Raw genomic sequence first — 12,544 nt, forward strand, 5'->3', positions numbered from 1 at the left:
TTTTAATTATATCAAAGTTTTCCGCATAAAAAATGTCAAATTCTAGATTTCAAGGCGATTTTTGATCATTTTATGGATAAAAAGAAAAGCCTACCACCAAGGATAAGCTCTTCTATAGACTCTATTTTTACTTAGAACCATTTGTCGAATGTTGTAAAAGCCAGTTTTTTCCCTCGACCAAACGAGTTACGATCATGCTGGCAATCGTATCTCCGCTGGCATTTAAAGCCGTTGCCATAGGATCAAACAAGAATCCCAGAGTTGCGATTAAAGGAAAGGCTTCCGGTGGAAAGCCAAACATCGATACGATCAAAACCTCTCCGACTAGGCCACCCCCCGGTGCTCCTGAAAGGACAAAGGCTGAACAGATGGCTACTAAAATCGACATCGCATAGGTGTCGATACCGGTAAATGGTAAATTAAAGGTTGCGAATAAAAATACGATTTTAGTAATCGAGCTTAATACCGAACCATCCATATGCATCGTACATCCCATCGGTAAGACAATATCACTGATATCCGATGGTACACCAATCTTTTCACAGGCTTCCTTATTGACCGGTAATGTTGCGGCTGAACTTTGAGTCGCAAAAGCAGTGATTGCCGGTGTAAAGATATGCTTTAACATGCGCTTAACTCCTTCCTTACCGCCGGAGAAATATGCGTATAAAGGATAAAAAATAAGAACATATAAAAGACATAAAGGATAATATACGATCATGCTGCGACCATAATCTCCTAATAGCTGTGGACCATACTCGGCAATCAAGTTTGCAAAGTAAGCACCTAATCCAATTGGCGCAAGTTTCATAATGATGCCGACAAAACGCATAATGATTTCATTTAAATTCTTTAACAGTTTTCCAACCGGACTTTCATCACCACCACTCATGGATACACATAACCCAAACAAAATCGCAAAGATGATCAGCGCCAGCATATGTGATTTATCCAACAGCTGATAAAAATCAGAAACTGTCAAAGTGGATACAATCAATTCAGAAACACTTTGTGTCTTATCGATTTCTGTCGTACTCAATTCGATATCCCCACCGGATGCCGGACTAAAAAACTGCACCCAGATCAGGACAAGGGCTGATGCGAATAAACCCGTAACGATAAAAGTCACTAACGTACTTCCCAAAATCTTACCTAGCCGCTTACGGTTTACCATGGTTCCCACGGCTGCCGTAATCGATATAAAGACCAAAGGCACAACAATCGTAAATAACAAATTGATAAAGATATCACCTAGAGGTTTTAAAATCTTTCCTGTATCTGGACTGAAGATTCCAATCAAAGAACCGATCAGAATTCCACCCAACAATAATAATACGGAGCCATATTGCTTCCAGAACTTACTTTCTTTCATTTCTTCTGTTTACCGCCTTTTCTAACTGTTTCATTGCCTGTTTTAACACACTTCTTGGACAGGCCACATTCAATCGCATATAGCCTTCCAGTCCCCTTTCAAAGTCACCGCCGTTATTCAAGCCTAATTTGGCTTCCTGAATAAAGAAGGTGTTCAGTTCTTCCTGATTCAAATGTAAATCACGACAATCCAGCCATACCAGATAAGTCGCATCCGGTCGCATGGGTTTGATACATGGAATGTGTTTTCTACAATACTCCACGACAAAATCAATATTGTCACTTAAATAGGCAAGCAGTTGATCCAGCCATTCTTCCCCTTTATTCAAGGCTGTTTCCATCGCAATCAGACTGAATGCGTTGTTTCGGTGGATATCCATCCTGGCCCAGTATCGATCAAATACTTCCTTCTGTCTTGCATCACTGAATACGACCGTACAGGCCTGCAGACCGGCCAGATTGAAGGTCTTCGTACACGAAATACACGTGATCACATCCGGATCGACCAGAGCCGATGGAATATGTGTCTTTCCATGGAAGACTAGATCCGAGTGAATCTCATCGGACACAACAGGAACCGAATATTTCTTACAAATGGAAAACATCCGTTCCAGATCTTTTCTTTCCCAAACGATGCCTAAAGGATTATGCGGTGAGCATAAGATAAACAGCGAAGCCTGGCTTGCCTTTTCTTCAAAATCCTTCCAGTCAATAGACCAGTTTCCGTTTTCTTCCACCAGACGGTTTTCAATCACCGTGCGATCCCAGGCTTCAACGACATCATAGAATTCCGGATAGACCGGTGTCTGAATCATGACTTTTCCACTCAACGGAGTAAACAGCTTGACGATAGCACTCAAAGAAGGAACCACACCTAACGCATAGGACATTTTCTTGATCTCCGGTTTCCAGCCATGACGTTTCTCCTGCCAGTTGGCATAGGCTTCAAAATACGAATCATCTCTGGAGGTATAACCCCATATACCTTCTTTGGCCCGTGATTCTAGAGCATCAATGATCGGCTGTGCGGTCTTGAAATCCATATCTGCCACCCATAGAGGAATGACATCCTCTGTACCAAACTTTTTGATTCGCTCATCATACTTCGCTGCATGATTCTTGGAACGATCTATGACTGTATCAAAGTTATACTTCATAATCTTTCACTTCTTTCTTTATTCCTATTTATTTCGTATGTTTACTATACTATACTCATTATAGAGCCATTTACAAGTTATTTACACTACTGCCCACTTCTCAACTCAAAAAAAGAAAGGCTACTCATGAAAAATCAAACAGTAAAAAGATTATTATTTGCGCTCATCGTCATTTATGTCTTTATAGGTCTGTGTGATATGGATCAAAGAATCTCTTCTCCTATTTTTCATATAATCGGCTATATAATCATGGCGATCATTTGGTCTTTGCTTTATTATGATGCGAAACAAGCAAACCAAAAATATACTTGGTTGTTTTTGATTCTAATTGTTTCATATCTATTGCAGGTCATGAATGCGATTTCGCTGCTTTTCTAGACTTATTTATTTAGAATTTTCACCTATCGCATCCTTATTTTGTTTTTACTGAAGAATAATTTTACATTTCCTATAAAACTGTTTAGAATAAAATTGTTGAAAAGGTGAGGGATTATGAATTTTTTATATTTGATTCTTTGTATTTTACTGGGCTATCTTTTAGGTTCCATTCCCTTCGCATTGGTCATTGGCAAGGTTTTCTATAAAACCGATATTCGCCAATACGGGTCTGGAAACTTAGGTGGTACCAATGCCGGACGTGTATTAGGAAGAAATGCCGGAATTTCCGTTATTGCCTGTGATATTTTAAAGGTTGTATTGGCCATGGGCCTAGCAAGCTTGATCGACGGCTCCTGCAGCATCTGGTGCGGTGTCGCTTGTTGTATCGGACACTGTTATCCTATATTTGCGCACTTTAAGGGTGGAAAAGCAGTCAGTACGATGTTTGGTTTCTTAGTTTCCTTATGGTTTTTTACTTTCCATGATATCAGCTATGCCCTGGTTCCATTAGGAATGTTTTTAATCATTCTCTTTATTTTTAAATATGTATCGCTGGCCAGCATTTGTGCATCGATTGCCAGCTGTATGTATATCAGTGCTCGCGTTCTTTCATTAGCGCTGAATCCTATTTTTATCGTTTTAGCTTCATGGATTATGATGTTTTTGATTATCTATCGCCATCGTTCCAATATTCAAAAGATTATGAACGCAACGGAAAATAAAATTTCCTGGCTCTAAAACTCTAAAAAGTAAGATATTGGTAAGAACACTTCATTACTCTAAGAATGAGGTGTTTTTTTATGACAAACTATCTATATTACAATTATGCGAATAGTTCTGTTTGTAAGGTCGCAGAAGAACAAATAGAATATGAGCCTTGCTCCAGCGTTCATCGTTATTTTGACAAGGAATGCCTACGTCATGGTTCCACTTTAAAAGGGCGAAAAACGGCCTATGCGAACCAGATGAACCAAAAACAGTATATTCCTGTCATTGTTCAGGAAAATCCGCATTGTATCTTTTTTCCAATCAAACCTTTAGATGATCCAAACAACATATGGATTTGTTATGAAAAGATTGATTTTGTGACCTACAACAAAAAAACATGTACGATCCATTTTAAAGATCATACATGTTTAGGGTGTAAAGAGCTGCATCGTGTTCAAAAACAGATGCGTCAAATATTTCGTTATTTAAGACGTTTGGATGTCTAATCGTGACAGCCGCCATTGCATCCATGACAGCCGTTAGAGCAGGCACTTTCCTTTTGTTGGTGTTCATAACGTAAAGTATTTACCCCTAAGGCTTCAATTGATACCAGCGCATTCTCTTCCAGATTGTTGACCTCGACAAAGCTGCAGGCCGGAAAAGGTGCTTCCACAAAGTTTTTGAAAGCCTGTAAAAAGGATGTTTTATTTTGGATATCTGTAAGATATACGGTAAATTTTACTAAGTGATGCATCTGTAAACCAAAATCCTCGATTGCATCCAATACTTTATTGCATGCGGTCAAAGTCTGTTCTTCTATTGTTTCTCCGTTGCCGGTTTGTGCGCTGACATATACAAAATCACCTAGCATAACGGCTTTAGATACACAATCGCATCCTTCCTGTTTACCCGTGGAATTCAAAAAAACGTTCATTACTACATCTCCTATTCTTCGGGGTCTTCCAAAGTATTCTGCACTAAGATCTTTCTTGGTTTAGAGCCGTTGGCCGGACCAATCACACCTTGTTCTTCCAAAGCATCGATCAAGCGAGCAGCACGCGAATAGCCTACCGAGAACTTTCTCTGAATCAGAGAAGTGCTGGCTCTGCGTGACTGTACGACAAAGTTTTTGACTTGATCATAGAGCGGATCGGCACATTCGGATCCGACTTCCTGTCCCTGTGACTGCAGATCTTTGAGCTGAATAAAGGCATCGTCATAATGAGGACTGGCCTGTGACTTGACATAGGCTGAAATACGGTTGACTTCCTCATCTTTGATAAAGACCCCCTGTATTCGTTTTGGACTTGTCTCCCCATTAGGAAGATACAACATATCCCCATATCCAAGCAAGCGTTCTGCCCCGGATTGATCTAAAATCGTTCGAGAATCGGTTGAAGAACTAACCGCAAAGGCAATTCTGGATGGGATATTGGCCTTAATGACACCTGTGATCACATCAACACTAGGTCTTTGTGTCGCAACGATCAAGTGAATACCGGCGGCTCTGGCAAGCTGTGTGATGCGCTGAATACTGGATTCCACTTCCTTTGCAGCAACCAACATTAAATCAGCCAACTCGTCAATAATGACGACGATTCGCGGCAGTTTCTTTAAGCTGTCATTTGGATAATTCATAACATGTTCATTGTAAGATTGGATATTTCTTACACCCAAATGGCCAAACAAGTCATAGCGATGTTCCATGATCTGAACGATGACTTTTAAAGCTTTATTGGCCAAGTCACCATCCGTGATAACTGGAGCCAAAAGATGTGGTACATCGTTATAAGGGGTAAATTCCACCTTTTTAGGATCAATCAGGACCATTTTTACTTCATCTGGTCTGGTTCGTAACAAAATCGATGAAATAATAGAGTTAACACAGACAGATTTTCCGGAACCTGTAGCACCCGCAATCAATAGATGCGGCATTTTATTCAATTCGCCATAAACACAGTTTCCCATCAAATCTTTTCCCAAACAGAACAGAAGCTTTTTATCTTTTAAAGAATCCGGAATGCTTTTGACAAGCTCTTTCATTTGTACGGTAGTTTTTTCTACATTTGGTATTTCGATGCCTACTGCACTTTTCCCCGGAATCGGCGCTTCGATACGAATATCTTTGGCGGCCAAAGCCATTTTTATATCATATTGCAGGTTACTGATACGATTAACACGCACACCCAGTTCCGGACGCACTTCAAATTTTGTGACACTGGGTCCGATATGAATTTGCACCAGAGTAGCATTCACACCAAATTCATGCAGAATTTCCATCAATTTATGGCCTTGTTGTTTTGCTGACTGCACATTGACATTATTCTTAGATTTTTTCTCAATTTCATTTAAGATAGAAAGTCTTGGCAGGCGATAATTCGCATAAGCTTGTTCTTCATCCGCAATATACTCTGCCGGTTGATCAATAACTTCTTTAACTTCTACAACAGGCTCTGTTTTTTCTATGACATCCGGTTCAATGGTATGAATAGCCGGTTCATCCATATCATCGGCTACAAATAAGTTTGATTCTTCAGGATCAGCCTCCAAAAACATAGAATCATTCAATACCACTTCTTCTTTCGGCTTAGTCTTTGTTGGTTTCGATTTTTTGGTCTGTGTCTTCTTTTGTGCACGCTTATTTTCAATCAACATGCGTATAGCATCATATCCAAACAAGCTGAAGGCGAGAATGATGAACAACACGATCAAAACGATACATCCTGTCGCATCAAACAAGCTGTAAAAGATACCAATCAATAAAGCACCGATCAATCCGCTTTTGGTCAAAGTCGAACCCGATAAAATAGAAAAAATATTCGATCCGATCTCACGCAACACACTCCAGCTTTCCTGATTGACAACTTCATTCAACCCTTCCAACATCAACCATGCGATAAACAAAAAGAGCACGCCGACATAGTATCGAGCAGGAATTCGCTGAAGATCAAAACGAATAAAGACTAATAGGCTTCCCAAAATCAAAAGCAGGTAAAACAAGCTTGCCAATGAGCCCAGTAATAAATTGGCCAAATGATAAAAGAAGGTTCCTACGATACCCAGCTGAAAAAATGCGATAATACTGATCGCAATAAGAGAAAGCAGAAGACACACGCGAACAAGGTTCGATTGTGTCTTGGACGCCTGTGTCTTTCGTTTTGTCGTTGTTTTTTTACGATTTGATGTTTTTTTTGTTCTGGCATTAGCCAATTTCATCAACTCCTTTTACTGATTGTTGATTTCCAAGATAACCGGTAAGACCATCGGTCTTTTGGCGGTCTGTTTGTACAAATATTTTGAAATCTTATCTCGGATTTCATTACGCGTTGTCAAATTATCATACGTTTTATTCGCCACCGCTTCCTGAATCGTATCCTCCAAGATCTTTCCGACATCCGTGGTGATATATTCTGCATCTTTGACATAGATCAAGCCACGTGTTTGAATATCCGGCCCGTTAATGATCTTCTTTGTCTTGGCATCTAAACCGATTGCCAGGATCATCACACCATCGGTAGAAAGAATCTCACGATCCTTTAAAACCACACCGGCCATATCCCAGTTTTCCTTACCGTCGATCATCACATCGTGTAGTTCCAGTTCCATAGAACAAGAACGTAACTTCCGGTTTTCAAATGTTGCGACCTGCCCATTATCCAGTAAGATGATTTGGCTTGGTTTATAGCCCATTTCCAGTGCAATTTCCGAGTTCATGTACAAATGACGATACTCTCCTTTGACCGGAATGTAATATTTTGGTTTCATCAAAAAGAGCATCATTTTTAAGTCTTCTTTAGAAGGGTGCATGCTTAATACATTACGATCCAATACAAGAATCGTTCCCTCTTCCTTATAAATATCGTTTTCCATTGATTTAAAGACTTTTTCCACACCCGGAATCACCGGTGATGCGATTACGATCACATCGTTTTGCGTAAAGACGATATCTTCCACTTCATTATTGGCAATATTGGACATGGTTTTGAATAAAGACTTTCCCTGTCCGCTGATGATCACTACAACATTATCCGGTGCTTCCTTGATATAGGATGGATCTAACACCAGTTTCTTTGGAATCGATACATTGAAATCCTCTAAATTCGCAACCAGTTCTCTTAGCTCTTTAGAATAAAAGATCATAGGGCGATCGTATTGAATACAACACTCGATGATTTCCTGAATACGATACACACTTTGCGTATAGACACTCACAAAAACACGGTTATGATCGGTCTGTTCCAAAACCTGAGAGAATTTTTCTGTAATGCGATGATTCGGTGCCGTATGGCCGGAGCGCTCTGCACCTTTACTTTCCTGTAAAAGAACCAGTACACCTTCATTTCCCAATTTCGAACAAGTTGTAAAATCTCCACGATAGCTGTCATGCAGATCATCGTAATCTTCAATAAATTCTCCGGAGTAAACAACATACCCCTGGATGGTTGAAATGGCAAGACCAAACGTGCCAGGATATGCATGTGTTACCGGAAAAAACACCACTTTATGCGCTCCGATTTTTCTTTGATCATGTCGTTTGATCGTATGGATCTTACTTCCGGTAATTCGTTCCTTTTTAAAGACCTTATGAATGGCCTTAGAAGCCAATGGCGATGTATAAATATTCGCCTTGATATTTTTCATAAGATATGGCAAAGCGCCCATGACATCATCGTGTCCATGTGTAATAAAAATTCCGGCAATACGATCCTGATTTTCAATCAAATACGTAAAGTCCTGTACAATAAATTCGATTCCCAGTGATTCTTTTTCTTCCGGAAATTTAATTCCGGCTTCGATGATATAAATATCCTGATCCACTTCCACGACCATCATATTCTTACCATCTTCATCCAATCCTCCTAAACAAAAGATACGGATTCTTTCATTCACAGAGCTGATTTCCTTATTATTTTTGTTTTTCATAAGCCCTCGTTTCTAATATAATCATTCTATTTTTATTATATCATATTGCCTCTCCATCCAAAGAGAATGTTTTTCCGGTTTTGATGCGTACTTTGACAAACTGGCCCGGTTCGATATTTTCTCCGGTAAAGTTCACCAGCTTATTTGTATCGGTATATCCCGAATAGACATGATCATCCTTCTTACTGGTCCCATCTACCAAAACTTCTACGATTCGACCTTCATAAGCTTTATTCTTTTCTAAGGCATAAGCATTCCAAACCTTGTTTAAACGAGCCAGACGCTTTGATTTCGTTTCCATATCAATTGAGTCCTTCATGCGAGCAGCCGGTGTACCGGGACGTGCCGAAAAGATAAAAGTAAACGCATTATCAAATTTACATTCTTCCATGACTTTGATCGTATTCTCAAACTGATCATCCGTTTCATTCGGAAAACCAACAATAATATCCGTACTAACAGAAACATTAGGAATACGTTCTTTGATCTTATAGAACAATTCCATGTACGATTCTCTAGTATAGCGACGACCCATCATGCGTAAGATTTCCGAATCTCCGGACTGCAGCGGCAAATGCACAAAAGGCATCACATTATCGTATTTGGCAATCACATCGATCATATCATCAGAAAAATCCCAGGGATGGCTTGTCGTAAAGCGAATACGTGGAATACCGATCTTTGCACATTCCTCCAACAAGGTCGCAAAATTGATGTTAGGATCAATATCTTTTCCATATGCGTTGACATTCTGCCCAAGTAACGTAATTTCCTTATATCCCTGCTCTTTTAGCTCCCTGACTTCATCTAAGATTTGTTCCATAGTACGAGAACGTTGTTTTCCACGTGTATAAGGAACGATACAGTACGTACAGAACTTATCACAGCCATACATTATATTAACCCATGCCTTAAATTTTCCAAAGCGATGTACCGGAAGATTTTCATAAACTTCCCCTTCTTTGGAATAAATTTCAACTACACGTTTTCCTTCATGAATCACACTATATAACATTTCCGGTAAATTCTGTATATTATGAGTGCCGAAAATCAAACGCACCTGAGGATATTTTGACAAAAGATTTTCGACAAAGCCTTCTTCCTGGGACATACATCCGCATACACCGATCACAAGATTTTTATTTTCATAGTAAAAACGTTTAAAATTTCCGATTTCCCCCAACACTTTATCCGTGGCATTTTGACGAATAGCACAAGTGTTGATCAAAATCACATCTACATGATCCGGTTCCATGGAACGCTCAAAACCCAACGCATCCAAAATACCTGCCAAGGTTTCACTGTCTCTTTCATTTGCCTGACAGCCATATGTTGAAATATAGTATTTTTTATTACGTCCGATCCACTTTGCCTCTTCCGGAATAATAAAGGAATCAATACGTGGCGAAGGCAACTTAGTTCTCTTACGAGCCGCTTCCAAATCCGGAAGCATCCACTCTGGTCTTATTTTCATTTTCTTTCCTCCATTAAAAAAGCCAAGCACTTTGGCTTGGCTTAGTCTCTACAGATAATTACTGAGAAATAGCTCCAACAGGGCAAGTTCCTACACAAGAACCACAGTCGATGCAAGTAGCTTCATCACAAGTAGATTTACCTTCATCGTCCATAGAAAGTGCCCCAACTGGACATCCACCAACACATGCAGCACATCCGATGCAAGCGTCTTTATCAATAGTAACAGCCATTTTTAATGTTCCTCCTTATTTAACTTCATGTATAGTATAGACGTTAAATTTAGGGGTTTCAAGCCAAAGTAGTAAGTAAAAACTTACTGGTAATTAAAGCTATGACGGACGCTGTAACGTCCGTCATTTCTTGTTCTATTTTGCCAATTCCTGAGCACGAATCTCACGAATTACATTGACTTTGATCTGTCCCGGATATGTTAATTCCGATTCGATCTGGTCACGAATCTCACGTGCCAGTTTTACACAGGTCAAGTCATCCACAGATTCCGGATTTACCATAACGCGAATTTCACGTCCTGCCTGAATCGCAAATGCGTTTTGCACACCTTCGTAGGAAGTTGCGATCTTTTCCAGATTTTCCAAACGATCGATGTAAGCCTGAGCGCTCTCTTTTCGTGCACCCGGACGTGCTGCGCTGATTGTATCAGCCGCAATGACTAAATGGCTTGTCAAAAACTTCGGTTCTACATCCCCATGATGAGAAAGAATGGCATTTAATACGATTTCCTTTTCACCATGCTTCTTACAGAACTTATAGCCCAACTCTACATGAGAGCCATCCTGCTGTTCGATGTTCAAAGCCTTTCCAATGTCATGCAACAAGCCGGCACGTTTAGCCATCTGCTGATTTAAGCCCAACTCGGCAGCCATGGCACCTGCTAAATAAGCCACCTCGATCGAATGTTGCAACGCATTCTGTCCATACGAATAACGATACTTCATCGTACCAATCAGTTTTACGATCTCCCGATCGATCTTTCCAATTCCCAGTTTAAAGATGGCATCTTCTCCCGCATTCATGATCTCCTGGTCAATTTCCTGCTGGTATTTCTTTACCACTTCTTCAATACGGCCCGGCTGGATACGACCATCACGAATTAAATGCTCTAATGCCAGTCGTGCCACTTCACGGCGAACCGGGTTAAAACAAGTGATCGTAATCAAATCCGGTGTATCATCAATGTTCAACTCTACACCCGTTGCTTGTTCAAAAGCACGAATGTTACGGCCTTCACGTCCGATGATTCGACCCTTCATCTCTTCGCCGGGAATGCTGACAACGCTGACCGTACGCTCCTGCGTTTCCTGCTGTGACATACGCTCGATCGCTAAGGCAATAATATTCTGCGCTTTTTGCTGCGCCGTTGCCTTGGCTTCTTCTTCCTTGTCTTTGATGTACGCAATTGTTTCATGCTCCATCTTCTTTTCCACAACAGAGAATAATTCCTTGCGGGCATCCTGCTGTGACATCTTAGCTACACCTTCCAAAACCACGATTTGGTTATCGATTTGTTCCTGCAGCTTTTTCTCTTTGTTCTCTAAGGATGATAGTTTATCAGTCACTTTCTGCATTTTTTCGGTAATCTGACGCTCTTTTTGATTTAAAGCTTCATCACGAAAATTCAAGTTATCTTCTCTTCGCAATAACTTGTTTTCCAGGTTTTGTACTTCCTGTCTTCTTTCTTTGATGTCTTTTTCTGCTTCGATCTTTAAATCGTGAGCCTGTGTTTTACCATCCAAGACTGCCTGTTTCAGTTTTGCCTGTGCTTCTGATTCGGCATCTTTTAAAATTCGTTCTGCTTCTTGCTGATTTTTATTAAACCCTGCTTTGTTATAGACGATCATTCCACCGCCGCCAACACACAGACCTATGATCCCTGAGATAAGAGCGGTAATTGGATCCATACTCATACCTCCTAATCCTAGTTAAGTTTTTAAACGAAAAACCATATCTATTATACATAAAAAACACATCAAAGTCTAATGATAAATATCGAGATGCATCCCTGCCGATACAACTAAATTCTGTTCAAATTTAAGATTTTAAATAATTTAAATGGTTCATCAATATTTATAATACACGATGGCTGCTGCCATAAGCTGTACAATAGCAACCAAAAACCATGTACTAAACGGCTTATCTTTCTCTTTCATTTCCTGCACCGCATAAATTATACTGCTTATTCCGATCAAAACCATCGCAAGACTAATAAAGAATAATAGCACTATATTAAAAAACGAAAGAATTAAAATAATTAGACAAAGTATGATCAATAGATAATTGATGAGACGATTTCTTTTCATGGTATCACTCCTATCCGAATATATCTCGAAAGCACTTTGCGGAATAAAAGATACATTTAACGATCTCTTTTACGATATAATTCAAAGTTGAAGAAACATCATCTTTCTTTAGAAATAAAAAAGAAAACAGGTATGAATATGTATTAAATTTAATGCTAGTTATATTTTACAATACTTAAATCATAACATCTATATTTTTTATATGTTTTGTAA

General features: G+C 39.6%; 11 protein-coding genes. 2 read left to right on the forward strand and 9 right to left on the reverse strand.

The window, feature by feature from the left end; genetic code table 11:
• Positions 1-127: 127 nt before the first annotated feature.
• The gene (locus G413_RS0101180) at positions 128-1,372 is read right to left on the reverse strand and encodes a dicarboxylate/amino acid:cation symporter (RefSeq protein WP_022789125.1); all 1,245 of its coding nucleotides are present in this window, start codon (positions 1,370-1,372) and stop codon (positions 128-130) included.
• Positions 1,359-2,528: a MalY/PatB family protein gene (locus tag G413_RS0101185; protein ID WP_022789126.1), complete on the reverse strand. Its 1,170-nt coding sequence runs from the start codon at positions 2,526-2,528 to the stop codon at positions 1,359-1,361. Before G413_RS0101185 ends, G413_RS0101180 begins: the two co-directional genes overlap by 14 nt.
• Before the next feature lie 492 nt (positions 2,529-3,020).
• On the opposite strand from G413_RS0101185, the gene plsY reads away from it, so the two are divergent.
• Together plsY and G413_RS0101200 are read left to right on the forward strand one after the other, a co-directional pair.
• The gene (gene plsY / locus G413_RS0101195) at positions 3,021-3,644 is read left to right on the forward strand and encodes a glycerol-3-phosphate 1-O-acyltransferase PlsY (protein WP_022789128.1); all 624 of its coding nucleotides are present in this window, start codon (positions 3,021-3,023) and stop codon (positions 3,642-3,644) included.
• A gap of 62 nt (positions 3,645-3,706) precedes the next feature.
• Positions 3,707-4,120 (forward strand): competence protein ComK, encoded by a 414-nt coding sequence (locus G413_RS0101200; protein WP_022789129.1) that lies wholly within the window; start codon positions 3,707-3,709, stop codon positions 4,118-4,120.
• Here G413_RS0101200 and G413_RS0101205 read toward each other — a convergent pair.
• The 7 genes from G413_RS0101205 to G413_RS0101235 all read right to left on the reverse strand — a co-directional run bounded on the left by G413_RS0101205 (position 4,117) and on the right by G413_RS0101235 (position 12,331).
• On the reverse strand, positions 4,117-4,548 hold the full coding sequence (locus tag G413_RS0101205; RefSeq protein ID WP_022789130.1) for a RidA family protein: 432 nt from the start codon (positions 4,546-4,548) through the stop codon (positions 4,117-4,119). The two genes, G413_RS0101200 and G413_RS0101205, sit on opposite strands and share 4 nt — an antisense overlap.
• An 11-nt stretch (positions 4,549-4,559) precedes the next feature.
• Entirely contained in the window at positions 4,560-6,500 is a 1,941-nt protein-coding gene (locus tag G413_RS0101210; protein ID WP_422717861.1) for a DNA translocase FtsK, read from the reverse strand.
• Between the two features lie 339 nt (positions 6,501-6,839).
• Positions 6,840-8,537: a ribonuclease J gene (locus tag G413_RS0101215; protein ID WP_022789132.1), complete on the reverse strand. Its 1,698-nt coding sequence runs from the start codon at positions 8,535-8,537 to the stop codon at positions 6,840-6,842.
• A gap of 40 nt (positions 8,538-8,577) precedes the next feature.
• Positions 8,578-10,011: a tRNA (N6-isopentenyl adenosine(37)-C2)-methylthiotransferase MiaB gene (gene miaB, locus G413_RS0101220; RefSeq protein WP_022789133.1), complete on the reverse strand. Its 1,434-nt coding sequence runs from the start codon at positions 10,009-10,011 to the stop codon at positions 8,578-8,580.
• 58 nt (positions 10,012-10,069) lie between these two features.
• Positions 10,070-10,243 (reverse strand): 4Fe-4S binding protein, encoded by a 174-nt coding sequence (locus G413_RS0101225; protein WP_022789134.1) that lies wholly within the window; start codon positions 10,241-10,243, stop codon positions 10,070-10,072.
• 135 nt (positions 10,244-10,378) lie between these two features.
• On the reverse strand, positions 10,379-11,932 hold the full coding sequence (rny, locus tag G413_RS0101230) for a ribonuclease Y (RefSeq protein WP_022789135.1): 1,554 nt from the start codon (positions 11,930-11,932) through the stop codon (positions 10,379-10,381).
• A 159-nt stretch (positions 11,933-12,091) separates the two neighbouring features.
• Positions 12,092-12,331, reverse strand: a complete 240-nt coding sequence (locus G413_RS0101235; protein ID WP_022789136.1) for a hypothetical protein — start codon at positions 12,329-12,331, stop codon at positions 12,092-12,094.
• Positions 12,332-12,544 lie beyond the last annotated feature (213 nt).

This window comes from Faecalicoccus pleomorphus DSM 20574, from assembly GCF_000420345.1.
GTDB classification, from domain to species: domain Bacteria; phylum Bacillota_I; class Bacilli_A; order Erysipelotrichales; family Erysipelotrichaceae; genus Faecalicoccus; species Faecalicoccus pleomorphus.

Coding starts and splice junctions, on each gene's coding strand:
- plsY (WP_022789128.1), top strand. CDS start 3,021: ATGAATTTTTTATATTTGATTCTTTGTATTTTACTGGGCTATCTTTTA.
- G413_RS0101235 (WP_022789136.1), bottom strand. CDS start 12,331: ATGAAAAGAAATCGTCTCATCAATTATCTATTGATCATACTTTGTCTA.
- G413_RS0101210 (WP_422717861.1), bottom strand. CDS start 6,500: ATGTTGGAAGGGTTGAATGAAGTTGTCAATCAGGAAAGCTGGAGTGTG.
- G413_RS0101215 (WP_022789132.1), bottom strand. CDS start 8,537: ATGAAAAACAAAAATAATAAGGAAATCAGCTCTGTGAATGAAAGAATC.
- rny (WP_022789135.1), bottom strand. CDS start 11,932: ATGGATCCAATTACCGCTCTTATCTCAGGGATCATAGGTCTGTGTGTT.
- miaB (WP_022789133.1), bottom strand. CDS start 10,011: ATGAAAATAAGACCAGAGTGGATGCTTCCGGATTTGGAAGCGGCTCGT.
- G413_RS0101225 (WP_022789134.1), bottom strand. CDS start 10,243: ATGGCTGTTACTATTGATAAAGACGCTTGCATCGGATGTGCTGCATGT.
- G413_RS0101185 (WP_022789126.1), bottom strand. CDS start 2,528: ATGAAGTATAACTTTGATACAGTCATAGATCGTTCCAAGAATCATGCA.
- G413_RS0101205 (WP_022789130.1), bottom strand. CDS start 4,548: ATGAACGTTTTTTTGAATTCCACGGGTAAACAGGAAGGATGCGATTGT.
- G413_RS0101180 (WP_022789125.1), bottom strand. CDS start 1,372: ATGAAAGAAAGTAAGTTCTGGAAGCAATATGGCTCCGTATTATTATTG.
- G413_RS0101200 (WP_022789129.1), top strand. CDS start 3,707: ATGACAAACTATCTATATTACAATTATGCGAATAGTTCTGTTTGTAAG.